The organism is Micromonospora sp. WMMD964 (genome assembly GCF_029581455.1).
Classification (GTDB): Bacteria; Actinomycetota; Actinomycetes; order Mycobacteriales; family Micromonosporaceae; genus Micromonospora.
In genome coordinates this window covers 3,192,162-3,214,689 of record NZ_CP120860.1, presented here as the reverse complement: position 1 = coordinate 3,214,689, position 22,528 = coordinate 3,192,162, and the positions used below count along the sequence as shown (strand labels likewise).

Below are 22,528 nucleotides of genomic sequence, written 5' to 3'. Positions count from 1 at the left end.
GACGTGGTCAATGAGCCGACGCACGCACCGCTGCTGAGCATCGTCGTGCCCGTGTACGGCGTCGAGGCGTACCTGTACCAGTGCCTGGAGTCGATTCGGGCCGACATCCCGGCGGGCGAGTCGGACGCGGTCGAGATCGTCGCCGTCGACGACGCCTCCCCGGACGGTTGCGGCGACATGCTCCGCTCCTACGCCACCGGCCGGGACGGGGTCCGTGTCGTACACCTGAGCAAGAACGTGGGCCTCGGCCTGGCCCGCAACGCCGGGCTGGACGTGGCCACCGGCCGCTACGTCTGGTTCGTCGACAGCGACGACTGGTTGCCACCGGGAACGATCGCGGCGGTGCTGGACCGGCTACGCCAACACCAGCCCGACGTGCTGATGCTCGACCACCTGCGGGTGCACGAGGACGGTCGGCGAGAGGTCGACGCGAGCAGTCACCTGCTGCGCGGCATCACCGGCGTCACCCGCCTGGACGACCAGCCGCAGCTGCTGCGGGTGCAGCACACCGCCTGGAACAAGGTGGTCCGGCGGGACTTCCTGGACCACCTGGAGCTGCGCTTCTTCCCCGGCTGGTACGAGGACATCCCGTTCAGCCACCCCCTGCTGATCGGCGCCGAGAAGATCTCCGTGCTGGACCGGGTCTGCTACCTGTACCGGCAGGGTCGGCAGGGCGCGATCACGTCCACCCGCAGCGGCCGGCACTTCGACGCGTTCGCCCAGTACGAGCGACTGTTCGAGTGGGTCGGCCGCAAGCACCCGGACGAGCGGCTGCAGGCCGAACTGTTCCAGCTGATGATCAACCACTATCTGGTGGTGGTGGGTAACGACGGGCGACTGCACCCGCACCTGCGGCGGGACTTCTTCCACCGGGCCGCCGAGCACTACCGCCGGTACCTGCCCACCGGCGGTCATCCGCTGCCGTCGGGCGTGGCCGGGCTCAAGCACCGCCTCGTCGGGCGCGGCGACTGGCTGGCGTACTCGGCTCTGCGGCAGGCGCACCGCGTCGCCGGTCGCCTGCGTCGTCCCGGCCCGGCCGGCGGCGTCGACACCGGCACCGGCTCGGTCACCGCCGACGACGACCCGAACCGAGTGGCGGACACCGCGACGACGGATGACGGCGAGGCCGTCACGACCCAGCGGCGCGACGCGCTGGCCGGGAGCCGCCTGCCGTGACCGTCCCCACCGCACCACACGCCGGGGGCCGGGTCGGCTCCCGGCGCCCTGGTTCTCCAGGTCGTCCACCCGCCGGGCGGACGACGACAGCACCACCGCACCCCGGTGCGGGCGTACCCGAGCAGAGGTCGGAATGACGGCGACAATCAAGATCGGACCGCACGCGGTCGGTGCCGGGGAGCGACCGTTCGTGGTCGCCGAGATGTCCGGCAACCACAACGGTGACCTGAACCGGGCACTGGCCATCGTGGACGCGGTGGCCGAGAGCGGGGCGCACGCGCTGAAGCTCCAGACGTACCGCCCGGACACCATCACGATCGACGTCGACACCCCGGCGTTCCGGATCTCCAACGGGCACGAGTTGTGGGGCGGCGAGAACCTGTACCGCCTCTACGAGCGGGCGCACACCCCGTACGAGTGGCACGCCCCGATCTTCGAACGGGCCCGCGAGCGCGGCCTGACCGTGTTCTCGTCACCGTTCGACGCGACAGCCGTGGAGCTGCTGGAGTCGTTGGACGCGCCCGCGTACAAGATCGCTTCTTCGGAGTTGGTCGACCTGCCGCTGATCCGGCTGGTGGCCGGCACGGGCAAGCCGATGGTCATCTCCACGGGCATGGCGACGGTCGCCGAGATCGACGCCGCGGTGCGGACCGCCCGGGACGGTGGCGCGGCGGGCATCGTCCTGCTGGCCTGCACCGCGTCCTACCCGGCGCCGCCGGCCGACAGCAACCTGCGCCGGCTGCCGGTGCTGGCCGGTGCGTTCGACGTGCCGGTGGGTCTCTCCGACCACACGCCGGGCATCGGGGTGGCGGTCGCCTCGGTTGCGCTCGGCGCCTGCTTCATCGAGAAGCACGTCACGCTGGACCGGGCCGACGGCGGCGTGGACTCGGACTTCTCCCTGAACCCGGCGGAGCTGGCGGCCCTGGTCGCCGAGTCCGGCCGCGCGTACGCGGCGCTGGGTGGCACCGCGATCGGCCCGACACCGGCCGAGCGGGAGGGGCTTCGGTTCCGCCGTTCGCTGTTCGTGGTCGAGGACGTACGCGCCGGTGACCCGGTGACCGTCCACAATGTCCGGTCGATCCGACCGGCCGGTGGGCTGGCTCCGGTGGAGATCGACCGGGTGCTGGGCCGTACCTTCACCACCGATGTCCCCCGCGGCACCCCGCTGAGCTGGGACCTGATCTGACCGTCGAACGTCTGAGCTGAACGGCCTGACCCGACGCCGCTGAACGGCCGACCTCCCCAGGCGCTGAACGGCCGATGTCCCCATGATCCGCGCAACATCAGGGATGGTGCTGCCTCCCCCACGCGGGAGGCAGCACCATCAGGGAAGTTGCTCGGATCTTGGCGCGGGGCGGCGCGGGGCGGGGCGGCGTGCGGCGGGCGGCACCTAGGGCCTGTTTCATAAGAACTGGCCGGCCTGCGGCGGGCCCGGACGACGCCCGGCGGCGTTGCGGTTTCGTCCGGATACAACACCGGTATCCGGACGAAACCGCGCCTTGCCGGATCGCCGCCCGGACTCCGCCTCGGCTCGACCGCCCTTATGAAACAGGCCCTAGTCGTGCGCGCGGGTCGCGGGGGCGAAGCCGACGGTGACCACCAGGTCGGCCACCCGCAGGGTTCGCCAGAGGGCACCGCCGTGCGCCGGAACGCCCAGCCCGTGCCGACGCCACCAGGTCGCGATCGGCACGTCGGCCAGCTTGCAGCAGCACTCGGCCCGGGTCCACCGGGCCCAGAACTCGCCGGTGCCGAACCGGCGGGCCAGCGCCGGCGGCACCGGCGCGTCGGCGCGCTCCGCGTCGATCGCCACCCGCCACCCGGGGACCGGTGGGCCGTACCAGCCGACACAGCGTCCGTCGCCGAGGTGACTACGGGTCAGGGCGTCGGCCAGGGCCGCCGGCGACCCGATGCGCAGGTGCCGCTCGGCGGCGGCCAACAGGCCCGGCACCGGACGCAGAACCGGCCGCAGGTCAGATGGCGGCGGCACCGTCCACCACGATGACCTGGCCGTTGATGTTCGTGTGCTCGCGTAGCAGCATCCGGACCACGGGCGTGACCTCCTCCGGCTCGGTCAGGTGCCCGGTCGGCGTGCGGCGCACGATCTGGTCGAGCTGGGTCGGGCCGAGCACGGCGGACATCTCCGAGGCGAAGAAGCCGGGCGCGACCGAGTTCACCAGCATCCGGCCGCCCAACTCCCGAGCCAGCGAGCGCGTGGCGGCGTCCATGCCGCCCTTGGTGGCCGAGTACGCGACCAGGCCCGGAAAGCCGCGCTGCCCACAGATCGAGGTGATGTTGACGATCCGCCCGCGTAGCCCCTTGGCGAGCATCCGGCGGATCACCAGCCGGGTCAGTTGCAGCGGGGCGGTCAGGTTGGTCTCGATGATCCGCGTGATGTCGTCGTCGGCGGTGTGCGCGTGCAGCGAGTCCTGCCCCGTCGCGGCGTTGTTCACGATGCCGTCGATCGGGCCGAGGTGCTGTTCGGCGGCACGGACGAAGCTCTGCGCGGCGCGCAGGTCGGTGACGTCCACCGAGCCGACGTGCACCCGGTCGGGGTGCTCGGCGGCGAGCTTCTCCAGCTCCGGCGTGACGGTGCGGGCGAACGCGGCCACCCGTACGCCGGCGTCGAGCAGGTCGGTGACGATGGCCAGGCCCAGCCCTCGGGAGCCACCGGAGACGAGGACCACGGAGCTGGGTGGGACGAGCTGGGTGTCAGACATCGCTCTTCAGGGTCTCCTTGACGGGAATCTCGGTCAGCACACGGATCCGACGCGGTACCGCGTGCTCGGGAAGCCGGTCGGCGCACCAGCGGACCAGCGCGGCCTCGTCGACGTCCAGGTGCTCGGCGGGGGCGAGAACCACCTCGGCGACCACCATCCGGCCGAGCACCGGCGCACGGCGGCCGGTGACGCGGGCCCAGGCCACCGCCGGATGCTCGGTGAGCACACCGCGGACCACTCCGGCGGAGACCTTGCTGCCGCCGACGTTGATCTCGTCGGAGTCCAGCCGGCCGGTGATCAGCACCCGGCCGTCGAGCACCTGCACCCGGTCCCCGGTGCGGACCGGACCGGCCAGTCCGGCCCCGTGGAACGGGGAGGTGACCACCAGCTCGTCGTCCACCACCGAGAGCGTCGGCCGGCCCGGGGTGTCCAGGTCCAGCCAGTCGACCGGGAACCCGGCCCGCCCGTCGTGCACCACGATGGACGCCCCCACCTCGGAGGACGCGTAGATCCAGGAGATCCGGGCCGCGGGGAAGACGTCCCGGAGCTGGTCCAGGATCGCCTGGTCCACCGGCTCGCCGCCGAGGGTGATCTGGCGCAGCGGCACCCGTGCCAACGCGGCGGCGTCGCGGTAGAGGGTGCGCCGCCAGAAGGTGGGGGTGCCGGAGGCGGCGTCGACGCCGTGGGCGGCCGCGACAGCGGGCCAGTCGTCCAACTCGTCCGGCTCGACCACCACCAGGTGCTGGCCGGGCTGGGTCAACGACAGGGTGACGACCTGCCACCAGGCGTACGTGCCGGGGGCGTACGGGCAGAGCCACGTCCGATCGGGCTGGTCGCCACGCACTGTGGTCAGCGTGTCGAGGGTGTGCCCGACCCGCTTGGGACGCCCGGTCGAACCCGAGGTCAGCAGCCACAGCCGGCCGGCTTCGGCGGCTCGCGGCCGGGCCGGGACGCTCGGGTGCACTTCCTCGCCGTCGAGGACGCCGACGGTGAACCCGGCGTCGAGCAGTTCGGCACGCATCGCCGCGTCGACCCGGCTCACGGTGCTGAGCAGCAGCTCGGTGCCGTACACGGCGTGCTGCCGGGCGGCGGCGAGCGCGTGCACGGCGGAGTGGGCGAGCACCGCGCCCGGGTCGGGGAGCGTCGGCAGCGGCAGCGCCCGCCAGGTCAGCGCGGTGCCGCCGACGACGAGCCGGTTGTCGACGCCGGCCGGCTCCGGGCCCGCCGGTGTCCGGTGGTCCGTCGTCGCGACCGTCACTGGTGCTGTAGCTCGACGAGGAAGTCGAGGACGTCCCCGACGGTGGCGATACGGCGCAGGCCGGGTGCGTCGAAGTTGAGCTCCTCCCCCGTCTCGTCCTCCACCCGCAGGGCCAGCTCGGAGAAGTCCAGCGACCGGAAGCCGATCTCGCGCAGCTGCGCGGCGTCGTCAGCGGGCAGCTCCTTGTCCTGATTCTTCAGCACCTGAGCCATGAGGTCGCGGATCTGCGCGCGACTCAATTCGTTCATGCGCCGGAGTCTACAACCCAACGAATGCATATCTGCTTTGCCGGTAGGCCCGGGTAGGGTGCCGGGACCGGACGTGAACAGCTAAGAAAGCGAGACGCACGTGCTGCGCGAAGCGACAGCGGACGACGTTCACCTGATGTTGTCCTGGCGTAATCAGGAAACCAACCGCCAGGTCAGCAAGACCAGTCACGAGATCACCGCCGAGGAGCACGCCCGGTGGTGGTCGGCGGTCCGGGACGACCCGTCCCGGCGGATTCTGATGTACGTCCGAGAGGACCGACCCTGCGGGGTGGTCACCTTCTTCGACCTGCGGTTGGACGGCCCACGGACGGGGGCGTGGGGCTTCTATCTGGACGCCGACGGGCTGGACGGGAGGGGCGAGACGCTGCCCGCCTGGCTGGGGGTCATGCGGGAGGCCGTGGAGTATGCCTTCGACGGGCTGCACCTGGACCGCCTGGACGGGGAGGTGCTCGCGCACAATACCGTCGTACGGCAGATGAACCGACGTTTCCGATTCGTCGAGGGCACCCCACGCCAGGAGTCGTCCGACGGTCGGGAAATCACGGTCATCCCGATTTTCCTGGCCCGGGCCGACCGTCGCCAACGCTGATTGCGGAACATATTTCCACTGCCGACGGAATTCATTAACCGACAATGCCCCCGGTGGACATCAGCCGTTCACGAACGGCGGTGTCCACCGGGGTGCGGGGTGGGTCAGGCGCGCCGCCAGGCAGCCCAGTGCTGCGCCGGGTTACCGCCGAGCCGGACGAAGCCGTACGCGGTGCCGTCCCAGTCGTCGGCCTGCCCGGGCGCCCAGCGGGCGAACACCACCTGCGCGGCGGCCGGCGGCTGTTCGAGGCCGAACCAGCGGACGTCGGTCCAGGTCACCTGGTGACTGAGGTTGAACCGCAGGACGTAGTGCACACCGGTCGAAGCCCACACCCGCTCGCCGGGGCGTACGCCGACGTCGGCCACCGAGGGCGTCGGCGCGGTGCTCGCGACGGTGGGCCGCACGATGCGGTGATCGATGACCTGCATGGTCACCAGGTTGGCCACGACGAGCACGCCGAGCATCGGCATCCGTAGTCGGGGAACCAGGACGGCGGCGACCAGCAGCAGACAGCCGGCGATGCCGACCAGCGACCCGACCACCGGCCGCATCTCCCGCCACCCACCGGTCAACGCCACCAGGTCCGGTGCGCTGAAACCGCCGTAGCGCAGGTGGTGGCCACGACTGGCCACGTACGCGAGCCGGACGGCGATCAGCGCGCCACCGGCGACCAGCAGGGCCACCGCGACCGCCACCCGGCGCAGGACGACCCGGCGACCGGCGGTGAGGAGCACCCCGAGCCCCACCAGCAGCCAGAACGGCGCCAGCATCTGCACGTAACGGCCGTAGATCGCGTCCAGCGGCTTGCCGGTGATGCCGGCCAGGATCACCGAGGCTCCACCGGCCACCCCGACGGTCACCACCAGCGCCACGCCCATCGTCCAGCGGGTCGCGTCGCCCTGCCGTGGCCGCCACAGCTCGCGTACGGCGGAGGCCCAGGCCACTCCCGCCAACCCGAATGTGATCACCACGAGGTACCAGAGCTGGGTGGCGACGGCGGCACCGACCCGGACCACACCCTGCGCGGAGGCGACCGCCTCGACGGTGCCACCGCCGGGGGTGCTGCCGAGCAGGTAGACCTTGTCGCCGAGGTAGCGGATGGCGGCCGCGTTGACCAGCGCCATGGCGAGGACCGGCAGCAGCGCCGCGAGGACCGCGGGTGGGCTGATCCGCCGGCGGACGAACAGCAGCAGGACCAGCCCGGCGTGCACCGCCACGATCACCAGGCCCCGGGAGTGCAGTAGGTGGAACCCGCCGACCAGCAGACCGACGGTGGCGGCGGCGAGCGGACCGGGCCGCTCGATCCAGCGGTGCACGGCGAGCAACCAGGCCACCACCAGCGGAGCCATCACCGTGTCGATCATCGCGATGCCGGCGTAGAAGGCGGTGGCCGGCAGGGTCGCCGCCGCGACCGCTCCGAGCAGCGCGTACGACCGGGGCAGCCGGAGCAGGCGGCGACCGAGCAGGTACGCCAACGGCAGCAGCGTCGAGTTGATCATTGCGTTGATCAGTTGGACGATCCGGTAGCTGTCGGAGAAGTCCCGGTCCCCGAGGAACGCCGGCGAGATCAGCATCGGGTAGCCGACCCGCCGCAGCAGGTCGTTCTCACTGCTGAAACCGCCCGGCCCGCCGGCCAGGGCACGGGCGGTGTTCAGGTAGCTGTCCTCGTCGGTGTGCGCGATCGGCAACACGATGTGCCGGGACAGCCACATCCGCCAGGCGACGCTGAGCACCCAACCGACGACCAGCAGCACCGGCACCACCCAACGCCGGGTGGACCCGGGGTCCGGTGTCGCCGCGACGACCTCCGGCCGTTCGATCACGTCGCTACCGGATGCCATCAACGCCTCCAGGGTTGCCAGCCGGATCGGGCCCGCGCGGACTCCGCGGGCAGGTCGGCCCGCGTCGGTGACGCTCGGGATGAACCACCCGCACCGGGCGGTGCGGGTGTCGGATGAACGCGGGAGGTGGCCGTGAGAAGGGCCGCCGAGTCTCCCGCGCGGCCACTGTAACGGCCTCGACCGGACTGGTCAGGCCGGTTGGGGGCTACGGGGAAGTGTTCGCCCGCACGGTGCCCGGCATTCACGGGGGTAGGGGTCGCGGTTAACCGGCGAGCGCCGAGGAGTTAACCCGCCGTCGTTAGCGTCGCACCCCGGTCGGCCGGCCGAGGGCCGCTCGTTCATCCACGAACACGGGAGCACCAAATTGAGTGAGTTGAATGGATCGTCCATTCTGATCACCGGGGGAACGGGTTCCTTCGGCAGGACCTTCCTCCAGCACATCCTCACCGAGGCCGACCCCGCCCGCGTGGTGGTGTTCTCCCGCGACGAACTCAAGCAGTACGAGCTGCGTCAGCAACTGGGCGACGACCCGCGGCTGCGCTGGTTCATCGGCGACATCCGCGACCGGCACCGCCTCACCCGGGCCATGCACGGCGTCGACCACGTGGTGCACGCCGCCGCCCTGAAGCAGGTGGACACCGCGGAGTACAACCCCTCCGAGTACATCGCCACCAACATCACCGGCTCGCAGCACGTCGTCGACGCGGCGATCGAGGCCGGTGTCCGCAAGGTCATCGCGCTCTCCACCGACAAGGCGTCCAGCCCGATCAACCTGTACGGCGCGACGAAGCTGGTCGGCGACAAGCTGTTCGTCTCGGCCAACCACTACGCCGCCCAGCACCCCACCCGGTTCGCCGTGGTGCGCTACGGCAACGTGGTGGGCAGCCGCGGCTCGGTCGTCCCGCTGTTCCGCCGGCTCGCCGCCGAGGGCAAGAGTCTGCCGATCACCGACAAGCGGATGACCCGCTTCTGGATCACGCTGGACCAGGCCGTCCAGTTCGTCATGGACTCGTTCGACCAGATGCAGGGCGGCGAGCTGTTCGTGCCGCGCATCCCGAGCATGCGCATCCTCGACCTGGTCGAGGCCGTGGCACCGGACGCCACCACCCACGAGGTCGGCATCCGTCCGGGCGAGAAGCTGCACGAGGAGATGATCGCTCCCGACGACAGCCGGCGGACGCTGCGCGCCGACGGCCGGTTCATCGTCCAGCCGACCATCGCCACCTGGGGTTACCAGCCGCCGGTCGACTGCGACCCGGTTCCGGACGGCTTCGCCTACCAGTCGGACACCAACGACGAGTGGCTCACCGTCGAGCAACTGCGCGACATGCTCGGCATCACCGCATGACGGGGATGCTCCCGTACGGCCGACAGTCGGTCACCGAGGAGGACATCGCCGCCGTCGCCGACGTGCTGCGCGGCGACTGGCTCACCACCGGACCGCAGGTGGACGCCTTCGAGGCCGACCTCGCCCGGTGGACCGGCGGCGTGGGCGTCACCACCGTCTCCAACGGCACGGCGGCGCTGCACGTCGCGTACGCGGCCGCCGGGGTGGGGCCGGGTGACGAGGTGGTCGTCTCGCCGATGACGTTCGTGGCGACGGCCAGCAGCGCCGCCGCCCTCGGCGCGACGATCGTGTTCGCCGACGTGGAGGACGAGACCTTCTGCCTCGACCCGGCCGCGGCAGCCGACGCGGTCACCTCGCGTACCCGGGTCGTCGCCGCCGTCGACTACGCCGGCCACCCGGCCGACTACGACGCGTTGCGGACGTCCATGCTGGGCTCCGACGCGCTGCTGCTCGGCGACGCGGCGCACTCGATCGGCGGCACGTACCACGGCCGACCGGTCGGCTCCCTCGCCGACCTGACCACGTTCTCGTTCTTCCCCACCAAGAACCTGACCACCGCCGAGGGCGGCGCCGTCGCGGCTCTCGACCCGGAGGTCCTGAAGCGGGCCCGCCGTTTCCGCGGCGTCGGCGTGGTACGCGACAGTCACGAGCTCCGCCACCCCGACGAGGGCGGCTGGTACTACGAGGTGCCCGAGTTCGGGTTGAACTACCGCCTGCCCGACGTGCTCTGCGCGCTGGGCCGCACCCAACTACGCCGCCTCGGCGAGTTCAAGGCGCGCCGGGACGCCCTGGTCGCCCGCTACGACGAGGCACTGGCCGAGCTGGACGGTGTGCTGACGCCGCACCGCAAGTCGTGGGCCGACCCGGTCTGGCACCTCTACCCGATCCAAGTGCTCGACGGGCGTCGCCGCGAGGTGTACGACCGGATGCGCGCCGCCGGCATCGGCGTCCAGGTCAACTACGTCCCGGTGCACTGGCACCCGGTCTTCGCCGACCTCGGCTACCGGCGCGGGTCCTGCCCGGTGGCCGAGTCGTTCTACTCGCAGCAGCTGTCGTTGCCGCTCTACCCGGGGCTCAGCGACACCGACCAGGATCGCGTCATCGACGCGCTGACCTCGGCCCTGCGGGCCGGCTCGGTGCGTACCGCCGCCTGATGGGAACCTGATGCACCACGCCAACCACTTCTACGGCCACGCCCACGTGCTGGCCCGCTACGCCGGCCTCGGCGACCGGCACCCGCCGCGGATCAACGGGTACGTGCAGCACGGCTGGAACATCGGCGACGGTCTGGCCCCCGGCCACCCGTACGCCGAGCGCACCCCCAGCCTGCTCTGGTCGGAGCAGACCCGTCGGCGAGCCTGGTCGGTGGGTCGGCGCAACGTGGTCGTCATCGGGGCGCCGTTCACCTACCTGCTGGCCATGCGCCCGGAGGACCCACCGGCGCAGGAGCGGGAGGGCACCATCTGGTACCCGTTCCACGGCTGGGAGGGTCAGCACGTGAAGGGCGACCACCGCGCGCTGATCGCCCTCATCCAGGCCACCGAACCGGGCCCGGTCACGGTCTGCCTCTACTGGCACGAGTACCGGATGCGCGGCGTCCGCCGCCTCTACGAGCGGGCCGGGTTCCGGGTGATCTGCCACGGCTACCGGGGGCACTGGTGGAAGGACACCGACCCGGAGTTCCTGGACCGGCAACTGACCGAGCTGCGTCGGCATCGGCGGGTGGCCTCCAACCGGCTGACCAGCGCGATCTTCTACGGCATCGCGGCGGGTTGCGAACCGGCGGTCTACGGCGACCCGATGATCCTGTCCAACGAGGACCCGACCTTCGGCGGCACCGCCCGCATCCGCCGCCAGTGGCCGGAACTGCACGGCACCGCTGTCGACCTGCCCACCGCGGTCCGGATCGCCCGCGCCGAACTGGGCACCGACCACCGCTGCACGCCGGCCGAGCTGCGCGAGCTGCTCGGTTGGGCGAACCTCCAGGAGGAAGAGGACGACCGTGACGACTGAGACGGCACCCGCCGGCCGCATCACCCTGCCGGGCGGCGAGATGCTGGCCTGGTCCGACCTGCCGCACAAGCGGTTGGCCGACGGTGGGCCCCTCGCCGCGCTCGCCACCCGGCTCGTGCCTCCCGGCGCCCGGGTCCTGGTGGCCGGGCCGCACGACCCGGCCCTGCTCGACCAGCTCGGTCACGCCGAGGTGACCTGCCTGCTGCGCAGCCACCCGGACGCGGTCGCGCTCGCGAACCGGGCCGCCCACGTGGTGGTGGGTGGCCCGAGCGGGCTGCCCGCCGACGAGACGTACGACGTGGTGATCGCCGCCGCCGGTCTGGACCCGGTGGAGTCGGTGGAGGGCACCCGGCTCGGCTGGGACGCCGTGCTGGCGAGACTCGTCGCCGCCGTACGACCCGGCGGCGCGCTGCTCCTGCGCCTGGACAACCCGCTCGGTCTGCACCGACTCGTCTCCACCACCCCCTGGTACGCCGCCCGGGACGACTCCGCCTGGGTGATCGGCGGAGTGCTGGACCGCGGCCACCCGGCCAACCGCGCCCAGCTCCGCGAACGGCTCACCGAGGCGGGACTGCGGCCGGACGCGTGCTGGGCCGCGTACCCCGATGCCGGCAGCCCGACCGCCCTGCTCGACGCCGACCACCTCGACCGGGACACCGGCTCCGGCCTCTTCGACGCCGTGCTGCACGGGGCGTGCGCGGGCGGTTCCACGAGGGACACCGTGCTCCAGGACCCGGCCCGGCTGGCGGTGGACGCGCTGCACGCCGGACGCGCCGCCGACCTCGCGCCGGGCTGGCTGGTGCTCGCCCACCGGCCCGCCGACGGCGGGGAACGCCCGCCCGCCGCCGACCAGGACCTGCCGGTGGCGCTGATCCAGACCGGGCGTCCCGGCATCGGCGTGTCGGAGGTGCTGCACGGCCCGTCGGGTCGGCGGTGGGGGCTCACCCCGACCACCGGCAGGCAGACGCCGCCCGCCGCGCCGTTCGCCAGCCGCGAGGCCGCGTACCGGGACGCGGACGCGCTGTCCGGGCCGGTGCCGTCCGGCCGGCTGCTGCGTACCCTGCTGCTCGACGCGGCGCTGCGCCGCGACCTGGCGACCCTCCGCACGCTCCTGCACGGGTACGCGGGCTGGCTCGCCGCCCAGGCCGACGGCGACGGCCGGATCGCCGGGGCGGCGGCGCTGGCCGGCACCGACAACGTGGTGGTCGACGGCGACCGGTACGCGGTGCTCGACCCGAGCTGGCGGGCCACCGGCGCGTTGCCGGCCGACGTGGTGCTGGCCCGCGGGCTGTGGCGGTTCGCGGCGGGTCTGCTCACCGGCGGGTACGCCCACCCGTGGTCGTCCACCCTCGACGTCGCGGGTCTGACCGTGGTGCTCGGCGGCCTCGCCGGTCACGACCTCGACCGCGCGACGGTCAGCGAGGCGGTGCAGACCGAGGCCGCCATCGCCGCCGCCCTGCACGGGTTGGACCCCGACGGCACCGTCGACCTCGCCACCGAGTTGCAGAGCGTCGCACCGACCGACCCGCCGATCGGGTCGCGCAGCTACCAGCAGCTCCGCGAGGCGTGGCTGCGCCAGCGCGAGGAGATCACCCGACTGGCCGCACTGACCGCGTGGACCGAGGAACTGCTCACCTCGCGGGAGCGGGCGCTACGCCGCGCCGAGACGACGATCGGCCTGCTCAGCGGCTCGATCAGCTACCGGGTCGGCCGACTCGCCATCACCCCGGCCCGGCTGGCCAAACGCGGCGCCCGTGCCGCCAAGCGGCGGGCCACCGCGGTGCTCGCTCCGAAGCAGGAGGAGCAGCAGTGAGCGGGACGGCTGCGCCGGACCGGGTCGACGCGGCGCCCCGGATCATCGGCATCGTGCAGGCGCGAATGGGGTCGTCCCGACTGCCCGGCAAGGTGCTCCGCCCGCTCGCCGGGCGTTCCGTGCTCGGTCGGGTGGTCCGCGCCGCCTCCGACAGCGGGGTCCTGGCCGACCTGGTGGTCGCGACCAGCACCGACCCGATCGACGACGCCGTGGTGGCCGAGTGCGACCGGCTGGGCGTGGCGTACCACCGGGGTCCGGTCGACGACGTGCTGGACCGGTTCCTGGGTGCGCTCGCCGCGCACCCCGGCGACGCGGTCATGCGGTTCACCGCCGACTGCCCGCTGCTCGACCCGGAGATCATCACCCTGGTCGCGTCGGTGTACCGGGCGGTCCCCGGGCTGGACTACGCCAGCACGTCGATCGCCCGCACCCTGCCCCGCGGGCTGGACGTCGAGATCGTCCGAGCGGAGACGTTGCGTACCGTCGGTCGGCTCGCCACCGACCACCACCGGGTGCACGTGACCTCGTACGCGTACACCCATCCGGAGCTGTTCCGGGTCCTCGGCGTGACGCTCACCCCGGACCGCTCCGCGCTACGGCTGACCCTCGACACCGAGCAGGACTGGGCGCTGGTCAGCGCGATCACCGACCACTTCGGCGACGTCAGCGTGCCGCTGGCCAAGCTCACCGACTGGCTCGACGGGCAGCCCCACCTGCGCGCGCTCAACGCCGACGTACGGCAGAAGCGGTTGGAGGAGTCCTGAGCACCTTGCGGGTCGGGTTACGGTGCGACGCGGGGCCACGACGAGGCGTCGGCCACCTCGTCCGCTGCCTGGCGCTCGCCGAGGAATTCCTCGCCCGAGGCGCCCACGTGACCGTGTTCGGCACCGTCGAACGGCTCGACTGGGCCACCGCCGAGCTGGCCGCGCGGGGTATCCCCCGGCACCCGGGCCCGGACACGCCGGACGGGCTGGTCGAGGCAGCTCGCCGACACGAGCTGGACGTGATGGTCCTCGACTCCTACGAACTGGACCCGGCCGGGGCAGGCACCCTGCGCGACGCCGGAGTGTTCACCCTCGCCGTGATCGACGGGGACAGCCGAGGACAGGTCGCCGACCTCTACCTCGACCAGAACTTCGGCGCGCGACTACCGGAGCTGCCCGGACGCCTGCTCGCCGGCAACGACTACGCCCTGCTCCGTGACTCCGTGATCGCCGCCCGACCACCGGTCCCTCCGCCGCCCACGGCGGTCAGCCGCCCCCGGGTGCTGGCCTTCTTCGGCGGGACGGACGCCGTCGGCGCGGCCCCGTTGCTGACCCGGATCCTGGTATCCACCGGTCATCCGATGGACCTGACGGTCATCGTGGGCCGACCGGAGATCGAGGCGGAGGTGGAGGACGTCGCCCCCGGCCGTGGGCAGGTCATCCGACCGGTTCCGCCCACCACCTCGCTCCCGGCCCTGATCACCGAGGCCGACCTGGTGGTCAGCGCCGCCGGCACGTCCACCTGGGAACTGTGCTGCCTCGGCGCACCCGCCGCGCTGGTCTGCGTGGTCGACAACCAACGCGAGTCGTACGCCCGCGTGGTGCGCCACGGCCTCGCCGCCGGTCTCGGGGAGCTGCCGGAGCTGACCGCCACCGGAGTCGCCGGACGGGCCACCCGCGCGACGGCGGCGCGGACCCTGCACGGGCTGCTCAGCTCACCGCAGCGGCGCGCGACCCTCGCCGCGCGGGGCTGGTCGACGATCGACGGGCGGGGCCGGGCACGGGTCGTGGACGCGGTGTTCGAAGCCGTCCGCCCACCCGCCGCCTCCACGCCGTGATCGACGCCGTCCGCCCACCCGCTCCCGCCGCCTCCACGCCGTGATCGACGCCAGGTCGGCGATGTGGGGGTGTCCGGGCAGCGGGATGGCACCACCTCGCCGAGGTGGAGTCGATCATCCCGTCGGGGAGCGGACCGCCGCGACCGTCCGACTAGCACGGGTGTACGAAAGTGCTGCTAGGGTGGCCGCATGACGCAGGCCGCCTATCAGCCGTCGATGCTCGACCTGACCGACGCCGGGCCGACAGTGGGCCCGCTGCCCGGCGGGCTCCGCCGACACCAGCTCAGCCGGGGCGCCTGGGTCGACCACCTCCCCGGCTGGGTGCACGGCTCCGACACGGTCCTCGACACCCTGCTGACCGAGGTGCCCTGGCGGGCCGAACGCCGCACCATGTTCGACAACGAGGTCGACGTTCCCCGCCTGCTCTGCTGGTACGACACCGACCGGCAACTCCCCCACCCCGTGCTCACCGCCGCACGAACGGCGCTGACCAGGCACTACGCGCCCGAGTTGGGGGAGCCATTCGTCACCGCCGGCATGTGCCTCTACCGCTCCGGGCGCGACAGCGTGGCGTGGCACGGCGACACCATCGGCCGCTCGGCGCACACCGACACCGTCGTCGCGATCGTCTCCTTCGGCTCGCCCCGGCCCCTGCTGCTCCGCCCGCGCGGCGGCGGTGACAGCCTCCGCTTCCCGGTGGGCCACGGTGACCTGATCGTCATGGGCGGCTCGTGCCAACGCACCTGGGAACACGCCATCCCGAAGACCACCCGCCCGGTCGGCCCTCGGGTCAGCGTCCAGTTCCGCCCCCACAACGTCGCCTGAGTGCCCTCTCGTTCGACACGCGCCCTCAGAGCATGCCGGCGAGTTTGTAGAGGACCAGCGAGCCGGCGACGGCGACGTTCAGGCTCTGGCCATGCCCGATCATCGGAATCTCCACGGCCGCGTCCAACTGGTCGAGGGCCTCGGGTGGGATGCCGCTCGACTCGTGCCCGAGCAGCACCACGGTGCGCCCCCGGGCGGCGGGCAGGTCACCGAGCCGGACCGCCTCGTCGGCCAACTCCACCCCGAGGATCCGGGCGCCACCGGCCCGTTCGGCGGCCAACCACCGCAGCGGACTACCGACCCGGTGGACGCAGCCCGGCCGGCGCAGGGTGTTGCCGCGGGCCAGGGCCTCGTCCACCCACCGGAACGGCGGCACGGCCAGGCAGGCGCCGACCGCGTCGCAGGTACGCAGGAGGGTGCCCAGATTCGCACCATGCAGCGGCCACAGCGGGGCGGCGATCAGGTGCCCCCAGCAGCGATGTCGACGGGGTCGGCGGGCGGCACGCACCTCGCGCGGCGGCCGGACCCGGATGGCGGCGCTCACGCCGTGTCGGCGACTCCGCCGGACAGAAGAGAGTTCATGTGAGAGGTGCTTGGCGGCGCACCCGGGCCATCATCGACAACAGAGCCCTCATCTTAACGCGCAGACCTCTCGCATGCCCGTGGGTCCAAACGTCAAGATCCGCGCAACGTCAGGGAAAGTGCTGCCTGCCGCACGTCGGAGGCAGCAACTACACCGAAGTTGCGCGGATCTTGAGGCTGCGCGGGGTGGGGGCACGTTGGGGCGTGCGGGGTGGGGTCAGTCGCGCTCGATCAGGTGACCCACCACCGTCGGGCCGAGCATCACGGCGAAGCCGGAGCCGTCGCGGCGAGGGTCCGCCGCCGGCAGCTCCACCGGCTCGCCCGTGCCGGTGGCACCGACCGGGCGCGGGCCGACCCAGGCGACCGCCACGTCCGTCTCACCCTTGAGGAAGCGGTGCGCGCGCACCCCACCGGTCGCCCGCCCCTTGGCCGGGTACGCCTTGAACGGTGTCACCTTGACCGTCGCCCCGGTGGAGGTGACGACCATCGGCTCGCCATGGCCCGGGTCGTCGGTACGCACCGCCCCGAAGAACACCACCCGCGCCCCGGTCGGCAGGTTGATGCCGGCCATCCCGCCGCCCTTGAGGCCCTGCGGACGGACCAGCCCGGCCGAGAAGCGCAGCAGTGCCGCATCCGAGGTGACGAACGTCAGCGTCTCGTCGCCGTCGGTCAGCCAGGTCGCCCCGATCACCTCGTCGCCGTCGCGAAGACCGATGACCTCGAACTCGTCGGAGCGTACCGGCCACTCCGGCGCGCAGATCTTCACCACGCCCAGCCGGGTGCCCAGGGCCAGCCCGGGTGAGCCCTCCGCCTGCCCGCCCAGCGGGGCCAGGCCGACGACGGTCTCCCCCGCCTCCAACGGCACCAACTCGGCCGCGGACATGCCGCCGCGCAGCGACACGGTGCCCGCCTGCTCCGGCAACACCGGCAGCGGCAGGACGTCGACCTTGAAGGCCCGACCCGCGCTGGTCAGCAGCAGAACCCGACCACGGGCGGTGGAGTGCACGATCGCGCGTACCGTGTCGTGCTTGACCCGGCCGTTGCGTCGACGCCCCTCGGCGCTCTCCTCCGACTCCGCCGCGGTCCGGGCGACCAGCCCGGTCGCGGACAGGATGACCTGGCACGGGTCGTCGGCGACCTCCAGCGGGCCGGCCGGTGCGGACGCGGCCAGCACCTCCTTCAGGTCGCCGTCGACGAGCGTCGTACGCCGTTCGGTGCCGAACTGCTTGACCACCGCCGCCAGCTCGTCGGAGACCACCTTCCGCAGCACCCGCTCGTCGTCGAGGATCCTGCTCAGCTCGGCGATCTCGGCGCGCAGCCGCTCCTGCTCGGTCTCCAACTCGATCCGGTCGAACTTCGTCAGCCGGCGCAGCGGAGTGTCCAGGATGTAGGTGGCCTGGATGTCGGAGAGACCGAACCGGCTCATCAGCCCGTCCTTCGCGGCCTGCGCGTCGTCGCTGCCCCGGATCAGCCGGACCACCTCGTCGATGTCCAGCAGCGCGATCAGCAGACCGTCGACCAGGTGCAGCCGCTCCTGCCGCTTACGCCGCCGGTACGTCGTGCGCCGGGTGACCACCTCGTACCGGTGGGCCAGGAAGACCTCCAGCAGCGCCTTCAACCCGAGGGTGCGCGGCTGCCCGTCGACCAGGACCAGGTTGTTGACGCCGAACGACTGCTCCAACGGGGTCAGCCGGTAGAGGTCGGCGAGCAGCGCCTGCGGGTTGACGCCGACCTTGCACTCCACCACGAGGCGGGTGCCGCTCTCCCGGTCGGTGAGGTCCTTGACGTCGGCGATGCCGGTCAGCCGCTTGGTCTTCGTGACCTCGTTGGTGATCGCCGCGATGACCTTCTCCGCGCCGACGCCGTAGGGCAGCTCGACCACGGTGATCGCCTGGCGACCCCGGCTGCCCTCGATCGGGCCGATCTCCACCTTGCCGCGCATCCGCACCACGCCGCGCCCGGTCTCGTACGCCCGGCGGACCTCGTCCAGGCCGAGCAGCACGCCACCGGTGGGCAGGTCGGGGCCGGGGACGAACTCCATGAGCTTGTCCAGGGTGGCGTCCGGGTGGTTGATCAGCCAGCGGGCGGCCTGGACGACCTCGGCGAGGTTGTGCGGGATCATGTTGGTGGCCATCCCGACCGCGATCCCGGACGCACCGTTGACCAGCAGGTTGGGGAAGGCCGCCGGCAGCACTGTCGGCTGGGTCAACGAGCCGTCGTAGTTGGGCTCGACGTCGACGGTGTCCTCGCCCAGCTCACCGACGAGCAGCATGGCCTCGCGGGACATCCGGGCTTCCGTGTAACGGCTGGCCGCCGGGCCGTCGTCCGGAGATCCGAAGTTGCCGTGCCCGTCGATGAGGGGCACGTTGAGCGAGAAGTCCTGCGCGAGGCGGACCATGGCGTCGTAGATCGCCGTGTCGCCGTGCGGATGGTACTTACCCATGCAGTTGTGAACGACGTAGCCCTCGGCGACGAAGGCATGGTCGTCACTGCCCACCTGGATGTCATATGTAACGTCCGGCGGCACTGCTTCGACCGATGAGACCCGCAGGAACGAATGACCAACCAGCGCGTCCAGCCGAGCGGCGAGCGGTGAACCAAGCCGGTGGAGTTTCTGGATCCAGCCGTCCCGAACTGCCCGCTCCAACTGGAACGACCGCTCCGCGAGCGGAACCCCATTCCGGTCCTTGCCATATCGCACCTTCGGGCCACCGCTTGCGGAGAGCGAAGCACGAAACGCCTGTCCGGCCTGATCCCGGAACCATCCACCGCCCTGATGCGCTGCGGTGAATTCCGCCACCACCGGGCCGTACGGCAACCGGTCATTGCCTTGCTTGCCGCTGTATTGGTAGTCGACGTCCGCAACTCTTTGCAGGTCATCGTGCTTGTAGCCGATTCGCACCCACGGCAGCAGCATCCGAGCGAGAACTGCAGCGTCTCGCCCGGATATGGAGAGTCCGTGAAGTGGGTTTCCCTCAGAACGAAGACCGCTGGTCCAGTAGTGCCCGTGCAACCCCAGGTCGGCGAGAATGGCGTAGATCTGCCGGACCAGTAGTTGGCTGGTACTGACCAAGACCACCTCTCGGAACCGCTTGCGGACGTAGCCGTCACCGTCGAAGAAGCCAGCGAGGAATGGCGCCCACGCCGACCGGCGACCGGCGATGTCGCGCGGTACGTGCTTGTTGCGGCTGAGCGGCTCTGTAGCCTCCGACAGCCCTTCATGCCGGCTGAACGTCAGGATGTGCTGATCACGATGACGGGGATTGGTAGCCTCACGCTTTCCGCGGGAGACATTCACCCCACTGGCGATGGCCCAGCCGTGAGCGACGTCGAGCGGTTCGATGTCACACATGTGGATCCGAACCCGGCCGTCCGCCGCGCGGTTCCGATCGACCGGGAAGCCCTCGGCTACCAGCAGCCCGCGCACGTAGTCGTAGACGTCGCCAGCGGGCGGCGACACCTCATTGCGGCGGCTGCCGTAGGCCAGCGTCAGGCATCCCGCAAGGTTGCGAGCCTCGACCCACTGCACCGAGAGGTCATCCGCGACCACCCGGAAGCGCTGGCCCGGGGTGACGAGCATCGTGTGCCCGTTGCTCCAGGTGACGCGAACGAGGTCAGAGGTCGGGTTCCGATAGACGGTGGTGACCGGAACCGACTCGCCCCGGCCGTCCAGCACGAGGTCTCCGACCTCGATCTCCTCGATCGGCCGCAGGCCGTCGGGCGTGGAGACCAGCGTGCCGGCGACGAAGCAGTCCCCGACAATTCGGGCAGACTTCACGTGCCCTCGGTCGGGGCGGTAGCCCTGCTCGTACATCGACCAGAGGATGCGCCGGTGCACGGGCTTGAGGCCGTCGCGGGCGTCGGGCAGGGCGCGGGAGTGGATGACCGAGAACGCGTACTCCAGGTAGGAGTCGGAGACCTCGGTGACCAGCGGATTGTCGAAGACCCGCGCGCCGGCCTGGTCGAACGACGAGAGGTCGACCTTGTTTTCCTTGCGGCGTGCCATGACTCAGCTCTCCCCTAGAACACAACAGGTGATCATGCGTCGATCGCTTCCCGGTCGACCCGGTCGGCGGAGTCGATCAGCCAGTTGCGGCGCGGCTCGACCTTCTCGCCCATCAGCAGTTCGAGGATCCGCTCGGCGGCGTCGACGTCGTCGAGGGTGATCCGGCGGACGGCGCGGGTGGCCGGGTTCATCGTGGTGTCCCACAACTCGTCGGCGTCCATCTCACCGAGACCCTTGAACCGTGGGATGGGCGTGACGATCTGCTTGCCGGCCTTCTCCAGCTTGCGGACCGTCGTCTCCATCTCGACCTGGGTGTAGGTGTAGACGGTCTGCGGGTTGCGCCCCTTGGTGGTGATCTTGTGCAGGGGCGGCATCGCGGCGTAGAGCCGACCGGCCTCGATCAACGGGCGCATGTAGCGGGCGAAGAGCGTGATCAGCAGCGTACGGATGTGGGCGCCGTCCACATCGGCGTCGGCCATGATCAGCACGCGGCCGTAGCGGAGCGCGGAGAGGTCGAACGTGCGCCCCGAGCCCGCCCCGAGGACCTGGACGATGGCCGCGCACTCGGCATTGTCCAACACCTGCTGGAGGTTGGCCTTCTGCACGTTGAGGATCTTGCCCCGGATGGGCAGCAGCGCCTGGTATTCCGACGAGCGCGCCATGCGGCTCGTCCCGAGGGCGCTGTCACCCTCCACGATGAACAACTCGCTGCGGTCGATGCCCGTCGCGCGACAGTCGACGAGCTTCGGCGGCATGGACGCGCCCTCCAGGGCGGTCTTGCGCCGGGCGGCGTCCTTCTGTTGCTTCTGGGTGAGCCGGACCCGGGCCGCGTCGACGATCTTCTGCAGGACGGTGCGCGCCTCGGCCTTGGTGCGCCGATCCTCCAGCCACGCCTTGACGTGCGCGTCGACCAGACTCTGGATGACCTTGGTGATGCCGGTGGTGGACAGCTCGTCCTTGGTCTGCGAGGTGAACTGCGGCTCCGGGATCCGCACGTGCACCACGGCGGTCATCCCCTCCAGGACGTCGTCCAGGGTGGGCGGCTCCTCCTTGGCCTTGAGCAGGCCGCGGGTGTTGCGGACCGCGTCGGCGAGGGAGCGGACGAGGGCTCGCTCGAAGCCCTTGCGGTGGGTGCCGCCGTGCGCGTTGCGGATGGTGTTGGTGAAGCACTCGACGGTGCGCTCGTAGCCGGTGCCCCAGCGGAACGCCACCTCGACCTCGGCGCGGCGCTGCACGTTGGACTGCATGACGCCGTTGGCGTCGGCGGCGTTCTCCCGGTAGGTGCCCTCGCCGTTGACCAGCAGGGTGCCGGAGACCGGCCGGTCGCCGGCCGGGGCGAGGAACTCCACCATGTCGCTGAGCCCGTTGGGGTAGTGGAACCGCTCCTCGGCGGGCGTCTCGCCGGTCAGGTCGCGCAGCACGTACGTCACGCCGGGCACCAGGAACGCGGTGTTGCGCAGCTTCATCCGGACCGCGTCGACGTCGAGCGCGGCGCCGGTCTCGAAGTAGCGGGCGTCGTGCCACCAGCGGATCGACGTGCCGGTGCGCTGCCCGCGCTTCACCGCGCCGACGACCTGGAGGCCGGGGCCGGCGGTGAAGGGCGCGTCCGGCCCGTCGCCGTCGAAGACCCCTGGCACGCCGTGCCGGAAGGACATCGCGTGGATCTTGCCGGCGCGCCGGACGGTCACGTCGAACCGGCGCGACAGCGCGTTGACCGCCGAGGCGCCCACGCCGTGCAGGCCGCCGGAGGTCTTGTAGCCGGAGCCGCCGAACTTGCCGCCGGCGTGCAAGCGGGTGAGCACCAGCTCGACGCCGGAGATGCCGGACTTGGCGTGCACGTCGGTGGGGATGCCCCGACCGTCGTCGTCGACCTGCACCGAGCCGTCGGCGTGCAGGATCACCTCGACCGTGCTGGCGTGACCGGCGACACCCTCGTCGGTGGAGTTGTCGAGGATCTCGTTGACGAGGTGACCCACGCCACGGCTGTCGGTGGAACCGATGTACATGCCGGGCCGCTTGCGGACGGCGTCCAGCCCCTCGAGGTGGGTGAGGTCATCGGCCCCGTACAGGGTGTCAGGCTCTGCGGTCAACTGGTCGTACTCCCCGGTCTCGGCGGTGTGCAGCCGGTCACCGGCGACATCAGCCGGCGTGGCGCGCCGCAGCGAGCCTAGCCCGAGGCTAGGACAAGTGTCGGAGGCCCCGCGCGACCCGCCGCGCGTCGGCGCGCGGACGTGAGCCAGGAAACAGCCTCCGGGTGATCACGGGACCA

General features: G+C 71.7%; 18 protein-coding genes and 2 pseudogenes. 10 read left to right on the top strand and 10 right to left on the bottom strand.

The genetic code is table 11. The features are described 5' to 3' along the window. The first annotated feature begins 3 nt into the window (after positions 1–3). Complete coding sequence (locus O7616_RS14920; protein ID WP_282307339.1) at positions 4–1,176, top strand: glycosyltransferase; 1,173 nt, start codon at positions 4–6, stop codon at positions 1,174–1,176. Positions 1,177–1,309: 133 nt separating this feature from the next. Next, complete coding sequence (gene pseI, locus O7616_RS14915) at positions 1,310–2,362, top strand: pseudaminic acid synthase (RefSeq protein WP_282307338.1); 1,053 nt, start codon at positions 1,310–1,312, stop codon at positions 2,360–2,362. A gap of 369 nt (positions 2,363–2,731) precedes the next feature. Here pseI and O7616_RS14910 read toward each other — a convergent pair whose 3' ends face one another. From O7616_RS14910 to O7616_RS14895, 4 genes are read right to left on the bottom strand one after another with little or no spacing between them, the layout of a single operon-like run. Then, the gene (locus tag O7616_RS14910; protein WP_282307337.1) at positions 2,732–3,163 is read right to left on the bottom strand and encodes a hypothetical protein; all 432 of its coding nucleotides are present in this window, start codon (positions 3,161–3,163) and stop codon (positions 2,732–2,734) included. Continuing rightward, positions 3,147–3,893 (bottom strand): SDR family NAD(P)-dependent oxidoreductase, encoded by a 747-nt coding sequence (locus O7616_RS14905; RefSeq protein WP_282307335.1) that lies wholly within the window; start codon positions 3,891–3,893, stop codon positions 3,147–3,149. The genes O7616_RS14910 and O7616_RS14905 overlap by 17 nt, the downstream gene beginning before the upstream one ends. Continuing rightward, positions 3,886–5,151 carry an AMP-binding protein gene (locus tag O7616_RS14900; RefSeq protein ID WP_282307334.1) on the bottom strand — a complete coding sequence of 422 codons (1,266 nt, stop codon included), beginning with the start codon at positions 5,149–5,151 and terminating at the stop codon, positions 3,886–3,888. Before O7616_RS14900 ends, O7616_RS14905 begins: the two co-directional genes overlap by 8 nt. Beyond that, a complete protein-coding gene (locus O7616_RS14895; RefSeq protein WP_091401397.1) occupies positions 5,148–5,399 on the bottom strand; it encodes an acyl carrier protein in 252 nt (83 codons plus the stop codon). The genes O7616_RS14900 and O7616_RS14895 overlap by 4 nt, the downstream gene beginning before the upstream one ends. 100 nt (positions 5,400–5,499) lie before the next feature. On the opposite strand from O7616_RS14895, the gene O7616_RS14890 reads away from it, so the two are divergent. Further along, positions 5,500–6,009 (top strand): GNAT family N-acetyltransferase, encoded by a 510-nt coding sequence (locus O7616_RS14890; RefSeq protein ID WP_282307333.1) that lies wholly within the window; start codon positions 5,500–5,502, stop codon positions 6,007–6,009. 104 nt (positions 6,010–6,113) lie between these two features. On the opposite strand, the gene O7616_RS14885 is transcribed toward O7616_RS14890, so the two are convergent. Further along, a complete protein-coding gene (locus tag O7616_RS14885) occupies positions 6,114–7,850 on the bottom strand; it encodes a hypothetical protein (RefSeq protein WP_282307332.1) in 1,737 nt (578 codons plus the stop codon). A gap of 364 nt (positions 7,851–8,214) precedes the next feature. Between O7616_RS14885 and pseB the strand changes: the two genes are divergently transcribed. The 7 genes from pseB to O7616_RS14850 all read left to right on the top strand — a co-directional run bounded on the left by pseB (position 8,215) and on the right by O7616_RS14850 (position 15,671). Beyond that, on the top strand, positions 8,215–9,198 hold the full coding sequence (gene pseB, locus O7616_RS14880; protein ID WP_145784310.1) for a UDP-N-acetylglucosamine 4,6-dehydratase (inverting): 984 nt from the start codon (positions 8,215–8,217) through the stop codon (positions 9,196–9,198). Continuing rightward, positions 9,195–10,352, top strand: coding sequence for an aminotransferase class I/II-fold pyridoxal phosphate-dependent enzyme (locus O7616_RS14875; protein ID WP_282307331.1), 1,158 nt, complete (start codon positions 9,195–9,197; stop codon positions 10,350–10,352). The genes pseB and O7616_RS14875 overlap by 4 nt, the downstream gene beginning before the upstream one ends. 10 nt (positions 10,353–10,362) lie before the next feature. Further along, entirely contained in the window at positions 10,363–11,211 is an 849-nt protein-coding gene (locus tag O7616_RS14870) for a hypothetical protein (RefSeq protein WP_282261214.1), read from the top strand. After that, positions 11,201–13,024, top strand: coding sequence for a class I SAM-dependent methyltransferase (locus tag O7616_RS14865; RefSeq protein ID WP_282307330.1), 1,824 nt, complete (start codon positions 11,201–11,203; stop codon positions 13,022–13,024). The genes O7616_RS14870 and O7616_RS14865 overlap by 11 nt, the downstream gene beginning before the upstream one ends. Continuing rightward, positions 13,021–13,788, top strand: coding sequence for a glycosyltransferase family protein (locus O7616_RS14860; RefSeq protein ID WP_282307329.1), 768 nt, complete (start codon positions 13,021–13,023; stop codon positions 13,786–13,788). The genes O7616_RS14865 and O7616_RS14860 overlap by 4 nt, the downstream gene beginning before the upstream one ends. Continuing rightward, positions 13,785–14,846 (top strand): spore coat protein, encoded by a 1,062-nt coding sequence (locus tag O7616_RS14855; protein ID WP_282307634.1) that lies wholly within the window; start codon positions 13,785–13,787, stop codon positions 14,844–14,846. The genes O7616_RS14860 and O7616_RS14855 overlap by 4 nt, the downstream gene beginning before the upstream one ends. 189 nt (positions 14,847–15,035) lie before the next feature. Beyond that, positions 15,036–15,671 (top strand): alpha-ketoglutarate-dependent dioxygenase AlkB, encoded by a 636-nt coding sequence (locus tag O7616_RS14850; protein ID WP_282307328.1) that lies wholly within the window; start codon positions 15,036–15,038, stop codon positions 15,669–15,671. Positions 15,672–15,696: 25 nt separating this feature from the next. On the opposite strand, the gene O7616_RS14845 is transcribed toward O7616_RS14850, so the two are convergent. The 5 genes and pseudogenes from O7616_RS14845 to O7616_RS14835 all read right to left on the bottom strand — a co-directional run bounded on the left by O7616_RS14845 (position 15,697) and on the right by O7616_RS14835 (position 22,349). After that, positions 15,697–16,215: a TrmH family RNA methyltransferase gene (locus O7616_RS14845; protein WP_282261218.1), complete on the bottom strand. Its 519-nt coding sequence runs from the start codon at positions 16,213–16,215 to the stop codon at positions 15,697–15,699. A 255-nt stretch (positions 16,216–16,470) separates the two neighbouring features. Then, complete coding sequence (locus O7616_RS14840) at positions 16,471–19,170, bottom strand: DNA topoisomerase (ATP-hydrolyzing) (RefSeq protein WP_348773881.1); 2,700 nt, start codon at positions 19,168–19,170, stop codon at positions 16,471–16,473. Positions 19,171–19,200: 30 nt separating this feature from the next. Then, positions 19,201–20,031, bottom strand: a pseudogene (locus O7616_RS31165) (LAGLIDADG family homing endonuclease); the annotation flags it as partial. Continuing rightward, positions 20,005–20,259: pseudogene (locus O7616_RS31160) on the bottom strand (DNA gyrase subunit A); the annotation flags it as partial. The pseudogenes O7616_RS31160 and O7616_RS31165, both read right to left, overlap by 27 nt. Before the next feature lie 32 nt (positions 20,260–20,291). Then, a complete protein-coding gene (locus tag O7616_RS14835) occupies positions 20,292–22,349 on the bottom strand; it encodes a DNA topoisomerase IV subunit B (protein WP_282261220.1) in 2,058 nt (685 codons plus the stop codon). Positions 22,350–22,528: the final 179 nt, after the last annotated feature.

What these genes read in the sequence shown, in the direction of transcription:
- pseI (WP_282307338.1), top strand. Translation starts at nt 1,310, where the DNA reads ATGACGGCGACAATCAAGATCGGACCGCACGCGGTCGGTGCCGGGGAG.
- O7616_RS14905 (WP_282307335.1), bottom strand. Translation starts at nt 3,893, where the DNA reads ATGTCTGACACCCAGCTCGTCCCACCCAGCTCCGTGGTCCTCGTCTCC.
- O7616_RS14895 (WP_091401397.1), bottom strand. Translation starts at nt 5,399, where the DNA reads ATGAACGAATTGAGTCGCGCGCAGATCCGCGACCTCATGGCTCAGGTG.
- O7616_RS14885 (WP_282307332.1), bottom strand. Translation starts at nt 7,850, where the DNA reads ATGGCATCCGGTAGCGACGTGATCGAACGGCCGGAGGTCGTCGCGGCG.
- O7616_RS14875 (WP_282307331.1), top strand. Translation starts at nt 9,195, where the DNA reads ATGACGGGGATGCTCCCGTACGGCCGACAGTCGGTCACCGAGGAGGAC.
- O7616_RS14870 (WP_282261214.1), top strand. Translation starts at nt 10,363, where the DNA reads ATGCACCACGCCAACCACTTCTACGGCCACGCCCACGTGCTGGCCCGC.
- O7616_RS14850 (WP_282307328.1), top strand. Translation starts at nt 15,036, where the DNA reads ATGACGCAGGCCGCCTATCAGCCGTCGATGCTCGACCTGACCGACGCC.
- O7616_RS14840 (WP_348773881.1), bottom strand. Translation starts at nt 19,170, where the DNA reads ATGCTGCTGCCGTGGGTGCGAATCGGCTACAAGCACGATGACCTGCAA.